Genomic DNA, 20,229 nt, shown 5'->3' on the forward strand with positions numbered 1-20,229 from the left:
AATGAAAATATTTTTATTTAGTTTTCAAGGAGCTTTATTTGCTTCTAAATATATAATACGAGGAGGAAATATTTTGTCTAATTTTATCGCTTTTGAGGTTAATCAAGAAGAAAATGTTTTTGATCGTGGGTTAGTAAAAAAACAACGCACCCCTCTACAAGAAGGACACGTAGAAATTCGTGTTCGCTATTCAGATATTAACTATAAAGATGCCCTTGCATCATCAAAAAATGGTGGGGTTATCCGTCAATACCCAATGACTCCCGGAATTGACTTAGCTGGTGAGGTTGTTTCGTCAAACGACGAGCGTTTCCCAGTTGGTAAAGAAGTCCTAGTGACAGGTTACGGTCTTGGTGTCAGTCATCCTGGTGGTTTCAGTCAATACCAACAAGTACCGGTTGAATGGCTTGTTGAAATTCCTGCCCCGCTAGATATGAAAACAGCAATGACTTATGGTACTGCTGGCTTCACTGCCGCACTTGCTGTTGTTGCTTTAAATCAAAAAAATTATGATAAAGATGCACCAATTTATATTACAGGTGCTTCTGGTGGTGTAGGTAGTGTTTCGATTGCTTTGTTAAGTCACTTAGGCTATACAAATGTGATTGCTATTTCTCGTAAAAATAGTGACTGGTTACTCGAACTCGGAGCTGCCAAAGTTGTTAATCCGGCTGATTTAATTCCACCTGTCGTAAAACCACTCGCTCGCCAAACAGCTACTGCTATTATCGACTCTGTTGGTGGAGACCTTTTATCTGCTTTATTACCACAATTAGCTTATAATGGAAGTGCCTACCTTTGTGGAAATGCAGGCGGTGTGAAACTCGATACGACCGTTCTACCATTTATTTTACGTGCGATTCAAGTAACTGGAATTGATTCTGTGGCAGTTGACCAAGCGAAACGTCAAGAAATTTGGCATTTTTTAGCACAACATCATGAAATCTTAGAGCAACTAAAAACTCAAGAAATTTTATTAAGTGATCTAGATGAAACAATCAATGCACTACTTGAAGGAAAACACCAAGGGCGGACAATTGTAAAAATGGAAGTGTAATTCTATGAAAAAAATACTCATCACAGCTGGAGGAACGTCAGAAAAAATTGACCAAGTCCGTTCAATTACCAATCATTCTACGGGCAAACTAGGCTGTGTTATCGCTAATCAAGCATTATCCCAAGGAATCCATGTTGATTATATTTCGACCGCTAACGCGATAAAACCAGAGAAACATTTTGGTTTAGTCACCTATTTAATTGAGGATACGCTCGATCTTAAAAATCAATTAACGGATTTACTCAACACAAATACATACGATGCGGTTATCCATAGTATGGCGGTCAGTGATTTCACTCCTGCGAATAGTTATTCAATTGAAGCCTTTACTGAACAATTGAATCAACTAATCACACAATCAGATGCACCATTAACGATTGAGCAGGTGTCACAATTAGCCGAAAAAGCCCAACAAAATACTGAGTCTAAGATTTCTTCAAAGACTGATTATCTTTTTTTAACTTTAAAGAAAAATCCTAAAGTCATCCAATTAATTAAACAAATTCAACCCGATACTTTGTTAGTGAGCTTTAAATTGCTCGTTGATGTTTCCAAAGAAGAGTTGTTCAAAGTTGCTACCGAAAGTATGATGAAAAATCACGGGGATTTTGTGTTGGCTAATGACTTAATGTCAATTAAAGGTGATCAACATCTTGGCCACTTGCTAGATAAAGATGGACAGCTCATTGGTAAAGCTTCCACAAAACCAGCGATTGCTTCCTTAATTTTAGCAAATTTGACCAAAGAAGGAGTGCATTAACATGACAAAAAAACGGATTTTACTTGGGGTTTCAGGCAGTATTTCAGCTTACAAAGCGGCTGATTTAACAAATGAATTAACAAAACTTGGCTATGAAGTTGATGTCCTAATGACAAAAAGTAGTCAATCCTTCATTACCCCTTTAACTTTACAATCCTTGTCAAAACGTCGTGTCCACACAGATGTGATGGCAGAGGAAGTTCCTGAAAAAATTAATCATATTGAACTAGCAAAACGGGCAGACTTATTCATCGTTGCCCCGGCAAGTGCCAACATGGTTGGTAAATTAGCTAATGGGATTGCCGATGATATCGTTTCAACGGTCTCTCTTGCATTAGAAGACCACGTTCACCGAATGATTGCGCCTGCGATGAATACTTATATGTATTTAAATCCTGCTGTTCAACGGAACTTAGCAATTTTAAAAGCAGACGGTTTTACTGAAATTGCACCACGCGAAGCGCTTCTTGCTTGTGGCGATTACGGTCCCGGAGCTTTAGCAACAGTCGATACAATTATTCAACAAATTACGCAAACTTTTAATCAATAAGGAGTTCCTCTATGAAAAATAAAGAAAAAACGTTTCAACTTGTCTTAACCGCACTTTTTTTGAGTGTTTTAATTTTACTGGCTAGTGTGCCTTTCTTAGGCTTTATTCCACTTGGTCCAATTAATGCCACGACATTACATATCCCTGTAATCATTGCATCAATTGTTTTGGGTCCAAAAATTGGTGGATTTTTAGGTGGTTGTTTTGGCTTAATTAGTATGATTCGTTCAACTATGATTATTACGCCGATGTCTTTTGTCTTCTCACCTTTTATCGCACCACTTGGCTCAACCGGAAGTGGTAGTTGGAAAGCACTACTAGTTGCCTTTATCCCACGAATTTTAATTGGGGTTGTTCCGTATTTTGTTTATATAGGAAGTAAAAAATTCTTTAAAAATGCTGGCAAAACGTTTGGCCTTTTCTTAGCTGGACTCGTTGGTGGTTTAGTTAATACGATTTTAGTGATGAATTTTATCTTTTTCTTATTCAAACCAGAATACGCACAAGTTTTAGGCGAAGCTGGCGATGCAGTCTATGCAGCTATTATCTCGGTAATCTTTGTACAAGGTGTACCTGAAGCAATTGTTGCTGGTTTAGCAACAGCCGCTGTCGCTTCGGTCTTATTGAAATTTATGGATCGACGCGAATTATCAGAATAAGCAAGAGATTTTTTAAAATCAAAATAAAAATCGGCAGAGAAAAATTCTCTGCCGATTTTTTATGAATCAATCTTTTTTATAAACTTCCCTCAACGGTATCTATGCTGATTTTTGATTAATCTTCAAAACCATTTAAATCTGAAACGGTTTTAAACCAATGACCACTTTTTTTAATTGTTCGTTTACCATCTTGATCCAAATCAACCGCAATAAAACCATAGCGATTTTTATAAGCATTCATCCATGACCAGTTATCCATACAGGTCCACATATGATAACCTTGTACATTACTACCTTCTTGAATCGCTTGGAACACATATTTCAAATGGTCTTTGACAAACTCAATACGATAATCGTCTTGTATAACTCCTTGCTCATCAATATATTGCTCCTCACCTTCAACGCCCATTCCATTTTCCGAAATATAACAACGAATATTTCCATAGTTTTCTCTAACATTCGTTAAAATATCATAAATTCCTTTTTCATAGATTTCCCATCCTCGGTAAGGATTCATCTTTCTACCAGGCATTTCATAATTATCAAAATAGTCATCTGGCATTGGTCCATTTGTATGGTCAATCGCACTTTCTTTTGCTTTAATACGACGTGGTTGATAGTAATTTATTCCTAATAAGTCAATCGTATTTTCTTTGATTAATTCTAAATCCTCGTCTTTTATTTCTGGTAACATTCCAAGTTCACCAATAACTTCCACGAGCTCAATTGGGAATTCTCCTTTAATTGCTGGATCTAGAAAAGAACGATTGAAAAATAGATCCGCATAATTAGCGGCTTTCACATCTGCTGCATTTTTAGCATCTCGTGGATAGCTTGGCGTTAAGTTTAAAATAATTCCTATTTCTCCACCTAAGTCCAGTTCATGGTACGCTTTAATTGCCATGGCGCTTGCTAAGTTTTCATGATAACCAACTTGAACGGCTTCTTTCATATTAATATGATTCGGATAATGAAAATCATATAAATAGCCGCCTTCAACGGGCACAATCGGCTCATTATGAGTAAACCATTTTTTTACTCGGTCACCAAATAATTTAAAACAAGTTTCAGCAAATACAACATACGCTTCGACCGTTTCACGATTGAGCCAGCCACCTTTTTCTTGTAACTTCATCGGCATATCAAAGTGAAACAAGTTAATAAATGGTTCAATATCATTTGCCAATAGTTCATCAATCACTGCATTATAAAATGTGACCGCTTTTTGATTGACGGCTCCCGTGCCTTCCGGTATTAGTCGGCTCCACTGAATACTTGTACGATAAGAGGTGTGTCCTGTGGCTTTCATTAATTGAATATCTTCTTTGTATTTTGTTAAAAATTGTGACGTTTTTTCTGGTCCTACTTGATTAAAAAATCGTTCCGAGGATTCTTTAAACCACTCATCCCAAATACTATCACCTTTGCCGTCATTCGGTAATCTACCTTCCGTTTGAGGTCCACTTGCTGCAGACCCCCACCAAAAACCTTTTGGAAATTGATATTTTGTCATTTCTTAATCGCTCCTGTCTTTTAATTATGATTTTATTATACACGATTTCTTATAAATGACAATTCTTTTATTACAAAAGACTAGTCATTAAAGAAGAATAGACATAAGAAATACTTTATATTAGCTTTTCTCTTAATGATGTTTGGTTCAATCATTGTTGTTTCAAACAATTACCTTTTATTGACTGTTTGATTGTTGGTTTCATTTGGTTTCCTTTTTTAAAGATTTTAGATACACAATCGTTCGATTCTATTGCGTAAGTTGAAATTTAATTGTTTAAATGCTGTTCTTTCTATATAATGGGTTCAAGAAAGGTGGCTCATTGTCTTGACAAAATACGAAAAAATTGCAAATATTTTACGAGGAAGAATCGAAGAAGGAATATATCCAGCTGATTCCCTTTTGCCGAATCAAATAGAATTAGTTGAAGAATTTCAGGTTAGTCGCGTAACAATAAAAAAAGCAATTAATATTTTAGCAATGGAAGGCCTCATCTATAGTCAACGTGGCGCTGGTACTCGTGTCTTAAAGCGGGGAATTTGGGGAACTGAAAATTATTCTGCAACTGAATACGATGGGTTAAGTCAACAGATGAAAGATCGAAACTTATCGAGTCAGGTTATTAGCTTTGAAGTCCAATTTCCAAATGACGACATTCGCGAAAAACTACTACTAGACAAGCACAAACCAGTTTATAAAATTATTCGTTTACGATTACTCGATGGTGAGCCTTATGTTTTAGAACATACATACATGCCGACCGAGCTGGTCCCTGATTTAAATCCAAGTATTTTAGAAAAATCAATTTACCACTATTTACATCAAGAATTAGGAATTACTTTTGCTGGTGCCTATCGTAATCTCAAAGCGGACAAAGCCGATGAGTTTGATAAAACCTATTTAAACTGTCAGGCATCTGATCCTGTTTTAGAAGTAGAACAAGTCGTCTATTTAACAAATGGACAACCTATTGAATATTCTCGGAGTCGTAATCGATACGATCAACGAAGTTATTCAGTTTTAGACGTCATTGACTAACAGAAAAAGCGTACTAAAAGATTTCCCTTTTAGTACGCTTTTTGATATACAGCAAATAATTCATCGATTAAGCAATCAGCTTTTAATTTTCACCAATAATGCGAACTTCTGGTTCTAAATCCACATCAAATTTCTCTTTAATAACTGCTTGGATATGGGCAATTAGCTCTATATAGTCAGTAGCTGTTGCATGATTTATATTAACAATAAATCCCGCATGTTTCATTGAAATTTGTGCACCGCCAATCATGAAGCCTTGTAAACCTGCATCTTGTACTAATTTTCCTGTGAAGTGCCCAACTGGGCGTTTAAAGACGCTACCACATGATGGGTATTCCAATGGCTGTTTCGCTTCCCGGAGTTCTGTCAATTCATCCATCATCACCTTAATCGGTAACTGTTTGCTTTTTTTCAATTGAAAACGACTCGTTAACACAATGCCATCCATTTCTTGGATTTGACTATGTCGGTAACGAAATGCCATTTCTTCCTTCGTCATCGTGATGATTTCACCGCTTGGTAATAAAACATCTGCTGAAAGGAAAACATCTTTAATTTCTCCGCCATAAGCACCGGCGTTCATAAAGACTGCCCCACCAACACTTCCTGGAATACCACAAGCAAATTCTAATCCAGTCAGTGAAGCTTCATAGGCTGCGACGCTCGCATCGATTAAACGCATACCCGACTCAACCGTCATTACGTCTGCTTCAATCGCTATTTGTTTCATTTCAAGTAGCATTAAAACTACTCCACGAATCCCACTATCACGCACAATTAGGTTACTCGCATTCCCTAACACTAACCATGGAATTTCATGGTCACGGCAGTAATCCACTAAAGCTTTCACTTCTTCTCTAGTTCTTGGAAATGCTAAAATATCCGCTGGTCCACCTGTTTCAGTAAAGGTATATTTTTGCAAAGGTTCATCTTTATATAAAATAAAATCTGGAAATTCCTTCATTAATTCTTCTTTAAAATTCAATCTAGTCGACTCCTTTAGTTTCTTCTGTACCATTTTAGCACTTCCCATAGAGTGTGGCTAGGCTTCTTAAGAGAAACCTAGAATTTTTCCCTTTTGACAAAGGCACAGAAAACGATAAAATAAAGAAGAGGCAAGAAAGGGGCAATGAAAAATGAAATTGATTTCGTGGAACGTCAACGGCTTAAGAGCGGTTGTTGGCAAAAATTTTATGGAAGTCTTTAACAAATTAGATGCAGACTTTTTCTGTTTACAAGAAACAAAATTACAAGAAGGACAAATCGAACTTGATTTACCTGGCTATTATCAATATTGGAATTATGCAGTCAAAAAAGGCTATTCTGGTACAGCTATTTTTACAAAACATGAAGCACTGTCCGTTCGATACGGTTTGGGCTTTGAAGAACATGACCAAGAAGGTCGTTTGATTACCTTAGAATACCCAGAATTCTTTGTTGTGACTTGCTACACCCCCAACTCACAAAGTGAATTGAAACGCTTAGACTATCGAATGACTTGGGAAGAAGCTTTTCGTGCTTATTTACTTGAACTAAATCAAAGTAAACCCGTCATTTTATGTGGTGATTTAAATGTCGCTCACCAAAATATTGATTTAAAAAATTGGAAAACCAATCAAAAAAATGCCGGATTTACACCCGAAGAACGAGAAAAATTTAGCCTACTATTAGAAAGTGGCTTTGTGGATACGTTCCGTCACTTCTATCCAGATGCTGAAGGGATTTACTCTTGGTGGAGTTATCGTTTCAACGCTCGTAAAAACAATGCGGGCTGGCGGATTGATTATTTTGTCACTTCAAAAGATTTCATCGATCGATTAGAAGACGCTAAGATCCACACAGAAATCACTGGCAGTGACCATTGTCCAGTGGAATTAACAATTCGATAAAAAAACTTCAACAGCTCCTCATCTTTTGAGTGAGTTTGTTGAAGTCTTTTTTTGATTCATTACTTGACTAAATCATCTTACTCATCAGCCAAACATTCAAGAAACGACCATCGTCCGAGCGAGCACCACGTGCCATCAACGCTTCTTTTTGAAAACCAAATTTTTCATACAAATGAATCGCCGTCGTATTCTGTTCCTGAACGGTTAATTCAATCCGATAAACCGTTTGACTTTCTTGCGCCCAGATCAGCAATTCTTCCATTAAAACACTACCTAAGCCCATCCCCCAATAATCTTTTAAGATTGAAATTCCTAATTCTGCAATGTGGGCAATTCTTTTTTCATTCGAACTTTTTAGAGAGGCCGTTCCAATAATTTGCTCGCCAAGTAAAGCGACAAAAAGCGTATTATTCGGGCTTTCATAAATATCTTCTAATTGAATCGCCAATAATTCTTCTGGTAAATTGATGCCTTTTTCGTCCATCACTAAAAATTCAGTTTCTCGACCAATTTGGCGCGTCATCTTTAATAGTTCGGCCGCATCTTCGGGAATCGCTTCTCGAATAGTTAAATCTAATTCTTCACCCATATACTTGACTCCATTTTTTTTCAATTCTTGTTTGGAAAGCTTCGGCAATTGTGCCATTCGCGTGGAAATCCACATAGCGTTTATTCATATCTTCTTCATCTTTCGTCAAAACCATTTCTAAATAAACTTCCGGTAAATTAGCTTCCAATAAGTTCCCCCATTCAATGACTGAAAGTCCATCTCCTTCAAAATACTCATCCAATCCTAAGTCACTGGCTCCTTCACCAACACGATAAACGTCCATGTGATAGAGCGGTAAGCGCCCTTGAGTGTATTCACGAATAATGGTATATGTAGGGCTTTTAATCATTTGGTCGATTCCCAAACCTTTAGCAATCCCTTTGGTTAAAGTTGTTTTGCCTGCCCCAAGATCACCTGTTAAAACTAAATTATCACCTGCAGCGGCGACTTCACCAATCACCTCAGCAAATTCGGCTGTTTTGTCTGGGTTCTCTAAAATTATCACTTTTGTTGCCTCCTTGTTTCTATTCAACAAATCGTTGTAGTTGCTCTCGTTCTCGTTTAGAAAATTTCGCTAAAACTAATTGATAAGAAGCCCGTAGCATTTGAAGCAATTCTTCATCTGATAATTCATCGCTCTGTAAAACGATCGAATTCCAATGCTTTTTATTCATATGATAACCCGGTTTAATCGATTCATAGATTTCGCGTAACTCTTCATTTTTTTGTGGATTACCTTTAAGCGTTAATTGCGATTGATCATCAATTGTTGGTGAAAGCAATGCGAACATTTTTCCCTGTAGTTCAAAATAAATCACTTCCCAATCCTCTCGATAATAAACTTTAGCAAAGGGTAAACTTGCACCGTACGTTTGAATTTTTTTCCATCGCTCTTTTAACATCCTATCCACCCCTTGATTCATCCAATTACCAAAACAACGATTCTTAATTACTCCTATTGTATTATAGACGTACCCTAAAGTGCAATTTTATTCTTTTATTCGAGCAATCCTTACCTCAATTTTTCTGCTAAGTAGATGTCTATTCTCAAACTAAAGAAAATATTGAAGTCTAATAAAAAAAACTGAATCACCGAGGAGTAAAATCCCCGCTGATCCAGTTTCTTATTAGTTATTCTTAGTTATTTAATGCTTGAGCAGCTGTAATGATTGTTAATTTGTATACATCTTCTTCATTACATCCACGTGATAAATCAGAGATTGGTTTATTTAAACCTTGTAAAATTGGTCCAATCGCTTCAAAGTTACCTAAACGTTGAGCAATTTTGTAACCAATGTTTCCTGATTGTAAATCTGGGAAAATATAAACGTTTGCTTTACCAGCAACTTCTGATTCAGGTGCTTTTAATTGAGCAACTGATTGGTTGTAAGCAGCATCAAATTGTAATTCACCATCGATTGCTAATTCAGGTGCTAATTCTTTAGCGATACGAGTTGCTTCGATTGTTGCATCTGCTTCAGGTGCTTTTGCAGAACCGTGTGAAGAGAAGCTTAACATTGCAATCTTAGGATCGATATCGAACATTTTAGCTGTTTCAGCAGAAGCTACCGCAATTTCAGCTAATTCTTGTGGATTTGGACTTACGTTGATTGCACAGTCTGCGAACAAGTATTTCTCTTGCTCGTTACCACGCATCATTAAGAATGCACCACTTGTACGGCTGATTCCTGGTTTTGTTTTAATGATTTGTAATGCTGGGCGAACAGTATCACCTGTTGAGTGAATCGCACCTGATACTAAACCATCAGTAATACCCATTTGTGTTAACATTGTTCCAAAGTAGTTTTCATCTTTTAATAAAACTTCTGCTTGTTCGCGAGTTACTTTACCTTTACGACGTTCTACAAAAGCTTCGACGATTTCTTCCCAACGTGCACAGTCGTTTGGATCATAAATTGTCATGTTTGAGATATTGATTCCACGAACAGCTGCCGCTTTTTCAATTTCCTCACGGTTACCAATTAAAATTGGTTCCACTAATTCTTCACCTTTCAAGCGCGCAACCGCACTCAAAATACGTGTATCTGTTGCTTCAGGGAATGCAATACGAATTCCACGACGCACAATTTTAAACTTTAAGCTATCAAATAGTTCCACAGTAAAACCCTCCAGAATTTTTATTCTTATTAATCATACACCATTTACAAATAAAAGAACAGTTTTTTAACCTGTATTAACAAAAAAAGGGAAGTATCATCTGACTTTTTCTGAAAATACCAATAACTGTTTCGAGTTTTTTCAAAACCTGTTTCATTTATTCGGGAATTTGCCAATCGATTGGTTGCTTACCTAAACTAATCAATGCATCATTCACTTTTGAAAAGGGTTTTGAACCAAAAAAACCACGGCTGGCTGACAAGGGACTCGGGTGAAAGGACTGGATGATTATGTGCTTCGTTGCATCAATCATTGTGGTTTTTTGTTGAGCCGGTTTGCCCCATAAGACAAATACAATTGGATCTTCACGCTCATTTAAAACTTCAATGACACGATCCGTGAAACGTTCCCAACCTTGTTTTTGATGTGAATTGGCTTCTCCTTCACGAACCGTTAAAACCGTATTTAATAATAAAACACCTTGATCGGCCCAGCTCGTTAAGTTTCCGTGACTCGCTGATTCAATTGCCAAATCATTAGCTAATTCTTTGTACATATTACGCAGCGATGGCGGTATTTTAACCCCTTTTTGTACAGAAAAAGCTAATCCGTGTGATTGTCCTGCCCCATGATACGGATCTTGACCTAGGATAACAACTTTTACTTGCTCATAAGGTGTGTGTTCAAAAGCAGAAAAAATCAGTTCCTTTGGTGGAAAAACGTTCCCTGCTTCATATTCTTGATCGATAAATTTAAACAAATCTTGAAAATATTCTTTTTCAAATTCGTCGGCTAGTAATCTTTGCCAACTATATTGACTCCATGGTTTCATTACGTCAACTCCTCTATCTAAGAATAAAACAATTTCTAAAATTCCTCAACTGATCCTTTTTGATTCCAAGAAAATCTCTCCATTTTATGTTACACTGAACATAGAATAAATAGATGATTGGAAGGTAAGTTGTATGATTAAATTAATTGCCTCAGATATGGACGGTACATTACTTGATTTAGAATTAAATATTACGCAAGAAAATATTAATGCGATTCGTTACGCTGAAGCACACGGTATCGAATTCATGGTTGCAACTGGCCGAAATCGTGCCGAAGCGCTCCCCCCTCTTGAAAAAGCTGGAATCAATTGTGCGATGATTACCTTAAATGGTGCGCATGTCTTTGATAAAGAAGGAAACTCGTTGTTTACGACACCTTTGGATAAAAGCGAAGTTTTCCAAATATTTGACATTTTAGATGAACACGGAATCTATTATGAAATATCAACTCAAATCGGAACATTTACTAATAGTAAAGAATCACGAATCGAACATTTTACTACGCATATTATTGACGCTTTTCCACATTTAACACAAAAAGCAGCCATTGCGATGACTGTGGCCCACTTAGAATTCTTCCCAGTGGATGTAGCCCCTGATTTACGTGAACTGGTTAAACAACCAAACACTGAAATCTTAAAAGTAATTTGTTTTGATAAACGTGGTCCAGAATTTTTAGGCCCTGCTGCAAAAGAAATTGCTAAATTTGAAGATTGTGTCGTTACTTCGTCAGGTGCAAATAATATTGAAATTAATCATAAACATGCACAAAAAGGTATTGCCGTTTCGCATGTTGCTAAAGAACGGAACATTGATTTAGAAAATGTCATGACTATTGGCGACAACTTAAATGATTTGAGCATGATTCAAGTCGCTGGCGTAAGCTTTGCTATGGGCAATGCTGTGGTTGAATTACACGAAGAAGCAAAATACGTTACACATGAAAATATGAACTCAGGCGTTGGTAAAGCAATCGTCAGAGCAATCGACGAAAATTTATAATATTGACTATGCTGTGACGAGTCCTAGGCGCCCAACAAAATCTATTTATGATTTTTTAAGGTGCCTTCTTTATTTTTCTGATGACTAAAAGCTTATAGAAAGGATTATTTCGGATGTCTGATTTTTTAATTCAAGAGAAACCTTTTGGCTCCTCACCAAAAACGATTATCAAAGATATTAATGGACATCCTTTATATCTTTTAATTGGGCGACTTGGTGATATTGGTAGTCGCTTAACACTCTATGATATGGATGGTAAGGTCGTTGCTTATATTAAGAAAGACCGTCTAGCCTTCGTTCGACGTTTTGAAATTTATGAGAATGATAAAAAAGTTGGTATTATGCAGCATTTCCTCAACTGGCCGAATGACTTTTATTATATTTCTCAACTCCATTGGATGGCACACGGGAATATTTATCACCACGAATATCGAGTTCGACATTTTGCAAATGAAATCATGACGATGTCCAAAACCCGTTTAATGATGGGTGATCATTATCAGCTGCATGTTCATGACGATGCCAATGCTCCTAAGTGTATTTGTATCGCTAGTGTACTTGATTACTGGTCTTACAATCGGGAACGGAGTCAACCAACTTATTATAAAGAAGTATTAGATGTCACATAAAAAGACGATGAACACATTTTATTTTGTGTTCATCGTCTTTCTATAATTTTAGTGTTCGAACTTCACACTCAGAGCTAATCGCCCTCGTTATTGTCTCTATTTTTCTATTGTTCTTTGCATATGGTAGTAATCATGACCACTGAGGATTTGTTCCCCAACAATTTCATACCCTTGACGCTTGTATAATTGCTGCGCTTTGGGATTAGCTAAATCGACACACAAACCTACTTTATTGGCTCCAGCTTCTTTTGCCGCTCGGTTCACCGCTTCTAATAATTCCGTCCCCACTCCGTATCCACGGAATTTTTCATTGACGACAATCGTATCTAAATACCACTCTTTGGGATATGTCTCTAAATCAACAAAGATACGTGCTTCTGGTAAACCTAGTGATTTCAATGTTTCGGATAGTGGTAAATCAACTACGTTTTCCTCTTCTGCTAAGTAACCAAAAGCAATACCAGCAACTTCCCCATCGATTTCTTTAACGATTCCTCGTGCGTAACCATAGCGGTACGTTGGTGACTCAACAGCCTTCATAAGAACCTCGACTGTTTTTTCTTCACCAAATTCTTCTAAAAACGCAACTTCCATATCTTTTAATATAACTAAAACAAGTTCAGCAATCGCTTTGGCATCCTCAACTCTTGCATTTCTAATCATACCTTTTCTCTTCCTTTCAAGTAATTACGAGTTATCTTCTCTCACAATATTTGTTATACTGTCTCCAAGGAGGTAATCAATATTATGATTCTTAATTTACTTTATATTTCAATTTCTGGCAACACCCGTTCTTTTGCGAAACGGATTCAGCAGTTATCAGAGGCTAAACATGAGAAAAATCATTCATTCCCACTCATTTCTATTAAAGAAATTCATGATAATTCCACGGTAGAGAACGAAACCACACCTTATGTCGTTGTTGTTCCTACTTATTTAGAAGGCGGTAATGGCCTCGATAGTGGAGACCAAGAAATAATGACAGAAAGTCTTCGTGATTATTTAACCAGTCAAAATGAGCATCAAAATTTTCTAGGAGTCATTGGTAGTGGGAATAAGAATTTTGCCCATCAATACTGTTTAACTGCCAAACAATATGCTGAACAATTTAACGTTCCTTTGATTGCCGACTTCGAACTCCGAGGGAATCCTAAAGAAATTGAAAACATCTATCACATTCTATCTGATATGTGTCAAAAATACGAACAATAAGAAAGAATGAGGTGTATACATGTTTCAAATTTTAAGAACTTTTATCTCGGTTTATGAAACCCATAACTTTACTCGAACAGCTGATTCGCTCTTTTTATCACAACCAACAGTCTCGTCACAAATAAAAAAACTTGAAGACCATTTGAACACCAAATTATTTATTCGTAACGGCAAACAAGAAATCGTCCCAACACAGGCGGCCGAGTTTCTGTATCCTCGTATTATTAAAATGATTGAAGAATGGGAAGATGTTGTTTTACATATTGGAAACGATCCAGATATTCGCGAAACTTGTGTCATTGCTTGTACAAAAACGTGCGGCATTCATTTGTTGGCCCAAATTGTGCCAAGATTAATTGAAACATTCCCAATGGTCGATTTTCACTTTCCTATTTTAGGTTATCAAGAAATTGTTCATGGCGTCGAACAAGCCAAGTTTGATTTTGGGCTAATTGAATGGGCTGAACGTAGTGAACACTTAAATCGTTACTTATTAGTGCGCGATGAATTAGTCGTAGCCGGCGATCCAGCATCAAACTATTGGATTCTGAATGAAAATATAAATCCTTTACGTGAATTGAACGATTTATATTTACGGAAAAAAAATTTAACCCCGACTATTATCCAAACAAACAGCAACGAAATGATTGAAAAACTCATTAATAACGGAGCAGGTCGCTCGATTCTATCAAAACGAGTCCTAACTGACAAGATTCCATATGAAACACTTAACTTTGAAAATTCTCGAAATTTTTATTTCTTAACTAGAGAAGAGATTATCCCTGACCTTTTCCAAGAAGTCGCAATGTTTATTCGTACAGCCTTGGAAGAAAAAGATTAAAAACCACGAAAAACCTTCGTGGTTTTTTATGAGCTACTAACAAAGTTTGCTTGATTTATATCGCACGTACTAATTGATCAATGGTTTGTAATTTAGGTAAAAAATCTTTCAAGAATGTTTGGTAGCCACAAAAATCTTCCTCGCTTGAAAGATACATCGAATCCCTCATCCGTTTACAGCCCCCATGACAACTTTCTAGAAATGGACAAGTTTGACAAAAATTTGATAGTGCTGGTTTGTCACATAAGAAAGTCCTTGATAGGTCTTGTTCAAATAATTCTTTTAAACTCTGTTCTTGGATATAACCAAGACGACACTCATCAAGCATGTAAAAGTCACACGGATAAACACTACCATCCGCCTCAATTACATATTGCAATTGGCAATTACCAATCAGTCCACAGGCATTGACTTGACGTCGTGTGGCCAAATGAAAGACATCATCAAAAAATTTAATGCTTCGATACGTTCCCACCTCTAATTCTGCTAACCAGAAACGCAAAATCTGATGATACAAACTAGCAAATCGCTCAGGTGTTAAGGCATAGGAGGAACGTTTTTCTTCCCCTAGTTCATTTAAGCACGGTATAAATTGGACATATTGAATGTTTTCTTTTTGCAAAAATTGATAGACCTTCTTAGCAGATTTTGCCAACGGATTGGTTAAGACACACAAAACGTTATAGTCAATCTCATATTGATCAAATAAATGTTTGGTTCTGATTACGCGATGGAAGGTACCTTTGCCTTTCGTATCCAATCGATGTAAGTCATGATACATCGGATGCCCATCAATCGATAGGCCTACTAAAAAATTATTTTCTTTTAAAAATTGACACCAAGCGTCGTTAATCACCATCCCGTTCGTCTGAATGGAATAATGGACAGTTACTGCTTTATGTTTGGTTTGCTCATCGACTAGTTCTTTTATTCGACGAAAATAAGGCAAACCAGCAATCGTTGGTTCCCCGCCTTGAAAAGCAAGCGTTAATTGGTCCCCATCGACTAAATCAATAAAAATCTGAGCAATCATTTTTTCAGCAACATCTTTTTTCATCCGACCGTACGATTCAACTTCACGTAAAGAAGTCACATTGGCATAGAAACAATAAGCACACCGAATATTGCATAAACCTGAAGTTGGCTTAATTAAAACGGATAAATGTTTCAACTCGCTACACCTCTTCTACTTTGACAAAGGACTCCCAATAATCTTTTCCTTGATGAAAATCCAGATCACCATGGGATTTTGCTAGTCCATACATTTGCCTTTGTTGATAGCTTGCCAAACCATTATGCCACTTACCAATACCGCAAATTTGACACCCTTGTTTCTTAAGTTCTTCGCCTAATAATGCATGTTCAGCAGGAATGGTTTGCCGTAATTATCCCAACTTGTTAAATAGCGTCCCGTTTGAATCATCACACGGGAAGCATACAAACAGCACAACTCGTGCCACCTGGAATAAATGCTTCTTCAAAAGATACGCCACACTCAAAGAGCTTATCTAAATTAGGCGTCTGAATTTTTGATTTCCAAATGTGTGAATGGTATTAAAGCGTTAGTCCTCTGCAATTGAAAATAAAAGATTTTTTTGAGTCATGGATCTGACTCTTTTCCTCTATTTAATATATTTAGCCTAGCATGCTGAACCTCTTTTCACAATGGAATATACTCTTTTTATTCATGGTTCGCTGTAAATTGCTTTCAAAAATATTATATCTACAATATTTTTGAACCCAACTCTTTGTGACAGCCTTGGACAATAAAACGAATACCTATTTATAATAATCATAACTCAATCGATAGAAATTCAATTTGCCTATATTTTTAGATTTTTCAGAATGATTATTTTCAAAAAATCACTCAAGTTCGAATTATGAGGCCTCGAAATTAGAATCTTTAGGTCTAACTTTTAGAATCTTCTCGTATATTGATGACTTAAGTGATTTTTTAGTTTATTGATGTAAAAAAATCTTATTTTTTCAATGCGGATAAATTTACAATTTCAGCCTGCTTATACTCATCTTTTAAGAAACATGCTAAATTCTTAATGTTGTCTTGTGCTCCTTGAATAAACGCTTCTTGCGAATAAAAAGCAATATGTGGCGTGACAATCGTATTGTCTAACGTCAATAATTTCTCGTTTTTCAAATCTGGGTCTTCAGAAGTTAAGACATCCAAAATGGCGTAACTTAATTGGCCATTCGTTAAGGCTTCGTATAAATCAGCTTCATCAACGACCCCACCACGTGAGGAATTAATAAAAATTGGCTGCTTCGTCGTTAAGGCGAATAATGTTTGATTTAAGATTTTTTCCGTTTTCGCATTTAATGGTAAGTGTGACGAAATGTAATCTGCTTGTGCAAACGTTTCTTCTAATGTCACTTTTTCAACACCATATTTTGCCATGTCTTCTTCTGTCACAAACGGATCATAAGCAATAAACTTTGGTCCAAATGCTTTTAGACGCTCGACAACTAATCGTGGAATATTCCCAAATCCAATCAAACTAATTGTCAGTGAAGATAATCTACGCATACTTGGGAACATTTCTGAATCCCATAAAAAGTCATTTTTCACTGCTTGATTAAAGTCATGTAAGCGACGATTGTGCATTAAAATTGCAGCAACGACATAGTTCGCGACTTCATCGGTACAATAACGACTAATATGCGAGACAGGTAAGTTTATTTGATTGGCATATTCTAGATCAATCGTATTGAAGCCAATCGAGCGAAACAGGACTAATTTTAAATTCGGTAATTGTTGCAATACATTTTTTGTCAGCGGCTCATAAACAGTAATGATGACATCCGCATCTTTCGCATTTTCAATCACTTCTTCTTCTGTCACACTTGGTCTGACTTGTAAATCAATCGCTAAACCTAATTTTTCTATCATTTTCTTTTCTTGTTCAAACGTATCATCTTCAAATAATCGTACAACTTTTAACATCAATCTTTCCCTCTTTCTTTTTTTACTATAAAAATACTTATAAAATCATTTTGACTAAAATAACGACAAATGGTAATGCAATAAAAGTACGTTGAATAAAAATTAGCACGACATCAAGAAACTTCGGTACTGCTTTCGTTGATGTTAATAGGGTTGCCGTTTCAGACAGATAAATAATTGGCATAATACTCATGATTGCCACAATCATTCTCGTTTCAACTGAGGCAATATTGGATGCTAAAATAACGGGTAAGTAGTTATCCGCAAAACCTGACATGATTGCACTCGCTGCTTGTGATGCATCAGCAACATTAAACAACTGTAAAATCCATTGAATCGGTAAGGAAATAAAAGCCAAGATTGGCGTGTATAGCGCAACAATTAACGCAATCGTTCCCCAACAAACAATAATTGGCGTCAACCATAAAACATAAAAAGTCATATTATCGATTTTACTTGTAAAGTTTTTTAACGAAACGTCTCCCGCTCGATTCGAAGCATTTGTTACCGCACGATTCCAAGCGCTACCTGTTTGTTCAACCGCTTGAGTCGTTTCTTTTCCTTCGATATACGTTTCTGGATATTTAGAGATTGGCGGAATACGAACACTTACAAAAGCGACAATAATCGAAACAAGCGCTAAAATTAAAATAATCCATCCTAATTGATCAACGACTCCCAAAACGGAAGAAACAACGACAATCCAACCAATGCTTCCAGTTGCAAATTGTGTGCCGATAATTGCCATTTCTTTCATCGTAAAATAGCCTTTTTCAAAAAGTTCGCGTGTGCCCATAATTGCCGCATTTCCGGGACCTACCCACGCACTTAAAATACTCGTCGCACAAATTTCAGACGTTTTAAACAACGGACGGACAATAACACCAATAAATTCACCTAAAAATTCCATTGCACCAAATTCTAAAATAAACGTTTGGAACAAAAGCATCATTGGCACAATCACCGATAATTGTGTTGCTAAAGACAACATTGCACCACCGGTATCAGCCGAAACTAAAAATTCCGGTCCAACTTGAAAATAAACCATGATTGCTATGATTGCTCCTAAAATTCGGTTAATAACATAAAAAGGAGTTGTTGAAAATAATTTCGCCATTAAGCGCTGTTTACGAATCATCGTATCCGGCTTGAGTTGATCAATCAGAGATAATAAAGCACTTAAAATAATTAGCATCACTAAAATCAGTTGCAAGATCCCATCAAACTTCGCAATAAATAGTTTTAAATAATAAAATAAAATTGTATCCACTTTGCCATTGAAATTAAATGGGATTAAAACAAATAAAATTCCAAAAGCAGTTCCTAACATAAACTTCAATCGATTCATTAATTGATTTTTCGACATTTTCCTCTTCCTCTCTCACAATAAAAACAAAATCGGAACGACGTTCCGTTTTTGATTATAAAACACACAAACCGTTTTTTCAATAGATAATGTGAAAATAGTCACATTTATTTTTTTAATATTCTTACAGTCTGTTTTTTCAATCTATCGTTTTCAAAAAAAAAGAAGTATAATACTTAGTAAATAAAAAGGAATGAGGGAAGAATTAATGAGTCGTGAAGAACTGAATAAATCAGTCTTAAATGCCGCTAAAATTATTGATTTAGTTAGCCAAAATGAAGGTCTTGGCATTTCTCAAATTGCAAAACAATTAGGTTTACCCAAAACAAGTACTTTTCGTTTAATAAAAACATTAGAATCTGCTGAACTTCTCATCCAAGATTGTGAAGAAAATTATTATTTGAGTTATAAGTTTCTTAGCTATCAAGTCGGTGTAAATGTAGATCAAAATTTGATTCATAAATGCCTACCAATCCTAAAAAAACTCTCACAACTAACTGGCGAGACCGTCAACTTAACGGTCAATCGAGCAGATAAAATGTATAATATCTATTCAGAAATTGGCGAATTTTATGCGCTTCAATCGAATCTCGCACCAGAGTCTGATTTATATTGTTCTAGTTCTGGAAAAGTTGTGCTCAGCTATATGAACAACGAACAACTACAGTCTTACTTCACACAAAAATTGCTGCCAAGAACGATTCATACGATTACAAATTATGAAGTCTTTCTGAAAGAAAAGAAAAAAATCTTATCCACTGGAATTTCCTATGACAGAGAGGAATATGAATACGGTCTAACGTGCTTATCAGTTCCTGTATTAGAACAAAACGTACTAATTGCTACGATAGGGATCTCTGGCCCCACCACACGCCTTGCATATAAGAATTTCGAGAAAATTGAACAATTACTCTTAAATGAAGTCGCTAAAATTAATTCCTAACTCAAATGACATCAAATATCTTAGACTACTTCATACGAATCTATCGTATGACCTCACATCATCTCACCTTCATGTGTATGCTAAAATAAACAGACAACATTAAATAGAAAAGAGGAAAACAGATGCCAATCATCAATATTCAAATGCTTGAAGGCCGAACCCCCAAGAAAAAACAACCGTTGATTAAAGAAGGCACTGACGCTGTTGTTCGCACAACGGGTGCTCGAAAAGAAGCAGTAACGATTATTATTAGTGATATGAAAAAGAAAATTACGGCCATGGTGACGAAATATTAAAATAGTTAAAAAGA

Annotated in this window: 23 protein-coding genes; 12 read left to right on the forward strand and 11 right to left on the reverse strand. The window is 36.2% G+C overall.

Translation table 11 applies throughout. The annotated features are described in order from the left end of the window. Positions 1-73: 73 nt before the first annotated feature. From ACFO3L_RS00700 to ACFO3L_RS00715, 4 genes are read left to right on the forward strand one after another with little or no spacing between them, the layout of a single operon-like run. Positions 74-1,057 carry an acrylyl-CoA reductase family protein gene (locus ACFO3L_RS00700; RefSeq protein WP_379962878.1) on the forward strand — a complete coding sequence of 328 codons (984 nt, stop codon included), beginning with the start codon at positions 74-76 and terminating at the stop codon, positions 1,055-1,057. A 4-nt stretch (positions 1,058-1,061) separates the two neighbouring features. Beyond that, positions 1,062-1,817 (forward strand): phosphopantothenate--cysteine ligase, encoded by a 756-nt coding sequence (gene coaB, locus ACFO3L_RS00705; RefSeq protein ID WP_379962879.1) that lies wholly within the window; start codon positions 1,062-1,064, stop codon positions 1,815-1,817. Position 1,818: 1 nt separating this feature from the next. Next, the gene (gene coaC / locus ACFO3L_RS00710; protein WP_379962880.1) at positions 1,819-2,367 is read left to right on the forward strand and encodes a phosphopantothenoylcysteine decarboxylase; all 549 of its coding nucleotides are present in this window, start codon (positions 1,819-1,821) and stop codon (positions 2,365-2,367) included. Positions 2,368-2,378: 11 nt separating this feature from the next. Next, complete coding sequence (locus ACFO3L_RS00715; RefSeq protein WP_379962881.1) at positions 2,379-3,026, forward strand: ECF transporter S component; 648 nt, start codon at positions 2,379-2,381, stop codon at positions 3,024-3,026. Positions 3,027-3,141: 115 nt separating this feature from the next. Here the strand turns inward: ACFO3L_RS00715 and ACFO3L_RS00720 are convergent, their stop codons facing one another. Then, positions 3,142-4,539 (reverse strand): glycoside hydrolase family 1 protein, encoded by a 1,398-nt coding sequence (locus ACFO3L_RS00720; protein WP_379962882.1) that lies wholly within the window; start codon positions 4,537-4,539, stop codon positions 3,142-3,144. A gap of 327 nt (positions 4,540-4,866) precedes the next feature. Here ACFO3L_RS00720 and ACFO3L_RS00725 point away from each other — a divergent pair, with 327 nt between their 5' ends. Next, positions 4,867-5,577 carry a GntR family transcriptional regulator gene (locus ACFO3L_RS00725; protein WP_379962883.1) on the forward strand — a complete coding sequence of 237 codons (711 nt, stop codon included), beginning with the start codon at positions 4,867-4,869 and terminating at the stop codon, positions 5,575-5,577. 82 nt (positions 5,578-5,659) lie between these two features. Here the strand turns inward: ACFO3L_RS00725 and murB are convergent, their stop codons facing one another. Beyond that, a complete protein-coding gene (gene murB / locus ACFO3L_RS00730) occupies positions 5,660-6,595 on the reverse strand; it encodes a UDP-N-acetylmuramate dehydrogenase (protein WP_379962884.1) in 936 nt (311 codons plus the stop codon). Between the two features lie 118 nt (positions 6,596-6,713). Between murB and ACFO3L_RS00735 the strand changes: the two genes are divergently transcribed. After that, complete coding sequence (locus tag ACFO3L_RS00735; RefSeq protein WP_379962885.1) at positions 6,714-7,466, forward strand: exodeoxyribonuclease III; 753 nt, start codon at positions 6,714-6,716, stop codon at positions 7,464-7,466. Positions 7,467-7,533: 67 nt separating this feature from the next. Here ACFO3L_RS00735 and ACFO3L_RS00740 read toward each other — a convergent pair whose 3' ends face one another. From ACFO3L_RS00740 to ACFO3L_RS00760, 5 genes are all read right to left on the reverse strand, one after another. Then, positions 7,534-8,055, reverse strand: coding sequence for a GNAT family N-acetyltransferase (locus tag ACFO3L_RS00740; protein WP_379962886.1), 522 nt, complete (start codon positions 8,053-8,055; stop codon positions 7,534-7,536). Further along, a complete protein-coding gene (gene tsaE, locus ACFO3L_RS00745; protein ID WP_379962887.1) occupies positions 8,048-8,521 on the reverse strand; it encodes a tRNA (adenosine(37)-N6)-threonylcarbamoyltransferase complex ATPase subunit type 1 TsaE in 474 nt (157 codons plus the stop codon). Before tsaE ends, ACFO3L_RS00740 begins: the two co-directional genes overlap by 8 nt. A gap of 19 nt (positions 8,522-8,540) precedes the next feature. Then, positions 8,541-8,918 carry an MmcQ/YjbR family DNA-binding protein gene (locus ACFO3L_RS00750; protein WP_379962888.1) on the reverse strand — a complete coding sequence of 126 codons (378 nt, stop codon included), beginning with the start codon at positions 8,916-8,918 and terminating at the stop codon, positions 8,541-8,543. 235 nt (positions 8,919-9,153) lie between these two features. Then, positions 9,154-10,134, reverse strand: coding sequence for a phosphate acetyltransferase (gene pta, locus ACFO3L_RS00755; RefSeq protein ID WP_379962889.1), 981 nt, complete (start codon positions 10,132-10,134; stop codon positions 9,154-9,156). Between the two features lie 157 nt (positions 10,135-10,291). Then, positions 10,292-10,966, reverse strand: coding sequence for a uracil-DNA glycosylase (locus ACFO3L_RS00760; protein WP_379962890.1), 675 nt, complete (start codon positions 10,964-10,966; stop codon positions 10,292-10,294). Positions 10,967-11,099: 133 nt separating this feature from the next. Between ACFO3L_RS00760 and ACFO3L_RS00765 the strand changes: the two genes are divergently transcribed. Continuing rightward, the gene (locus ACFO3L_RS00765; RefSeq protein ID WP_379962891.1) at positions 11,100-11,969 is read left to right on the forward strand and encodes a Cof-type HAD-IIB family hydrolase; all 870 of its coding nucleotides are present in this window, start codon (positions 11,100-11,102) and stop codon (positions 11,967-11,969) included. A 113-nt stretch (positions 11,970-12,082) separates the two neighbouring features. After that, the gene (locus tag ACFO3L_RS00770) at positions 12,083-12,598 is read left to right on the forward strand and encodes an LURP-one-related/scramblase family protein (RefSeq protein ID WP_379962892.1); all 516 of its coding nucleotides are present in this window, start codon (positions 12,083-12,085) and stop codon (positions 12,596-12,598) included. A gap of 96 nt (positions 12,599-12,694) precedes the next feature. Here the strand turns inward: ACFO3L_RS00770 and ACFO3L_RS00775 are convergent, their stop codons facing one another. Continuing rightward, a complete protein-coding gene (locus ACFO3L_RS00775; RefSeq protein WP_379962893.1) occupies positions 12,695-13,261 on the reverse strand; it encodes a GNAT family N-acetyltransferase in 567 nt (188 codons plus the stop codon). An 84-nt stretch (positions 13,262-13,345) separates the two neighbouring features. Here ACFO3L_RS00775 and nrdI point away from each other — a divergent pair, with 84 nt between their 5' ends. Continuing rightward, positions 13,346-13,810 carry a class Ib ribonucleoside-diphosphate reductase assembly flavoprotein NrdI gene (nrdI, locus tag ACFO3L_RS00780; protein WP_379962894.1) on the forward strand — a complete coding sequence of 155 codons (465 nt, stop codon included), beginning with the start codon at positions 13,346-13,348 and terminating at the stop codon, positions 13,808-13,810. 19 nt (positions 13,811-13,829) lie between these two features. After that, positions 13,830-14,651, forward strand: coding sequence for a LysR family transcriptional regulator (locus tag ACFO3L_RS00785; RefSeq protein WP_379962895.1), 822 nt, complete (start codon positions 13,830-13,832; stop codon positions 14,649-14,651). 55 nt (positions 14,652-14,706) lie between these two features. Here ACFO3L_RS00785 and ACFO3L_RS00790 read toward each other — a convergent pair whose 3' ends face one another. The 3 genes from ACFO3L_RS00790 to ACFO3L_RS00800 all read right to left on the reverse strand — a co-directional run bounded on the left by ACFO3L_RS00790 (position 14,707) and on the right by ACFO3L_RS00800 (position 18,976). Then, a complete protein-coding gene (locus ACFO3L_RS00790; RefSeq protein WP_379962896.1) occupies positions 14,707-15,822 on the reverse strand; it encodes an SPASM domain-containing protein in 1,116 nt (371 codons plus the stop codon). 807 nt (positions 15,823-16,629) lie between these two features. Beyond that, positions 16,630-17,610, reverse strand: coding sequence for a C-terminal binding protein (locus tag ACFO3L_RS00795; protein ID WP_379962897.1), 981 nt, complete (start codon positions 17,608-17,610; stop codon positions 16,630-16,632). Positions 17,611-17,647: 37 nt separating this feature from the next. Continuing rightward, positions 17,648-18,976 (reverse strand): YjiH family protein, encoded by a 1,329-nt coding sequence (locus tag ACFO3L_RS00800; RefSeq protein ID WP_379962898.1) that lies wholly within the window; start codon positions 18,974-18,976, stop codon positions 17,648-17,650. Between the two features lie 208 nt (positions 18,977-19,184). On the opposite strand from ACFO3L_RS00800, the gene ACFO3L_RS00805 reads away from it, so the two are divergent. Further along, positions 19,185-19,919 (forward strand): IclR family transcriptional regulator, encoded by a 735-nt coding sequence (locus ACFO3L_RS00805; protein ID WP_379962899.1) that lies wholly within the window; start codon positions 19,185-19,187, stop codon positions 19,917-19,919. A gap of 122 nt (positions 19,920-20,041) precedes the next feature. After that, positions 20,042-20,215: a 2-hydroxymuconate tautomerase gene (locus ACFO3L_RS00810; RefSeq protein ID WP_379962900.1), complete on the forward strand. Its 174-nt coding sequence runs from the start codon at positions 20,042-20,044 to the stop codon at positions 20,213-20,215. Positions 20,216-20,229: the final 14 nt, after the last annotated feature.

The organism is Enterococcus eurekensis, from assembly GCF_042654605.1.
Taxonomy (GTDB): Bacteria; Bacillota; Bacilli; order Lactobacillales; family Enterococcaceae; genus Enterococcus_I; species Enterococcus_I eurekensis.

Coding starts and splice junctions, on each gene's coding strand:
- coaC (WP_379962880.1), top strand. CDS start 1,819: ATGACAAAAAAACGGATTTTACTTGGGGTTTCAGGCAGTATTTCAGCT.
- nrdI (WP_379962894.1), top strand. CDS start 13,346: ATGATTCTTAATTTACTTTATATTTCAATTTCTGGCAACACCCGTTCT.
- ACFO3L_RS00720 (WP_379962882.1), bottom strand. CDS start 4,539: ATGACAAAATATCAATTTCCAAAAGGTTTTTGGTGGGGGTCTGCAGCA.
- ACFO3L_RS00805 (WP_379962899.1), top strand. CDS start 19,185: ATGAGTCGTGAAGAACTGAATAAATCAGTCTTAAATGCCGCTAAAATT.
- ACFO3L_RS00735 (WP_379962885.1), top strand. CDS start 6,714: ATGAAATTGATTTCGTGGAACGTCAACGGCTTAAGAGCGGTTGTTGGC.
- ACFO3L_RS00765 (WP_379962891.1), top strand. CDS start 11,100: ATGATTAAATTAATTGCCTCAGATATGGACGGTACATTACTTGATTTA.
- coaB (WP_379962879.1), top strand. CDS start 1,062: ATGAAAAAAATACTCATCACAGCTGGAGGAACGTCAGAAAAAATTGAC.
- ACFO3L_RS00775 (WP_379962893.1), bottom strand. CDS start 13,261: ATGATTAGAAATGCAAGAGTTGAGGATGCCAAAGCGATTGCTGAACTT.
- ACFO3L_RS00740 (WP_379962886.1), bottom strand. CDS start 8,055: ATGGGTGAAGAATTAGATTTAACTATTCGAGAAGCGATTCCCGAAGAT.
- ACFO3L_RS00760 (WP_379962890.1), bottom strand. CDS start 10,966: ATGAAACCATGGAGTCAATATAGTTGGCAAAGATTACTAGCCGACGAA.
- ACFO3L_RS00770 (WP_379962892.1), top strand. CDS start 12,083: ATGTCTGATTTTTTAATTCAAGAGAAACCTTTTGGCTCCTCACCAAAA.
- ACFO3L_RS00715 (WP_379962881.1), top strand. CDS start 2,379: ATGAAAAATAAAGAAAAAACGTTTCAACTTGTCTTAACCGCACTTTTT.
- murB (WP_379962884.1), bottom strand. CDS start 6,595: ATGGTACAGAAGAAACTAAAGGAGTCGACTAGATTGAATTTTAAAGAA.
- ACFO3L_RS00795 (WP_379962897.1), bottom strand. CDS start 17,610: ATGTTAAAAGTTGTACGATTATTTGAAGATGATACGTTTGAACAAGAA.
- ACFO3L_RS00800 (WP_379962898.1), bottom strand. CDS start 18,976: ATGTCGAAAAATCAATTAATGAATCGATTGAAGTTTATGTTAGGAACT.
- ACFO3L_RS00750 (WP_379962888.1), bottom strand. CDS start 8,918: ATGTTAAAAGAGCGATGGAAAAAAATTCAAACGTACGGTGCAAGTTTA.
- ACFO3L_RS00785 (WP_379962895.1), top strand. CDS start 13,830: ATGTTTCAAATTTTAAGAACTTTTATCTCGGTTTATGAAACCCATAAC.
- ACFO3L_RS00810 (WP_379962900.1), top strand. CDS start 20,042: ATGCCAATCATCAATATTCAAATGCTTGAAGGCCGAACCCCCAAGAAA.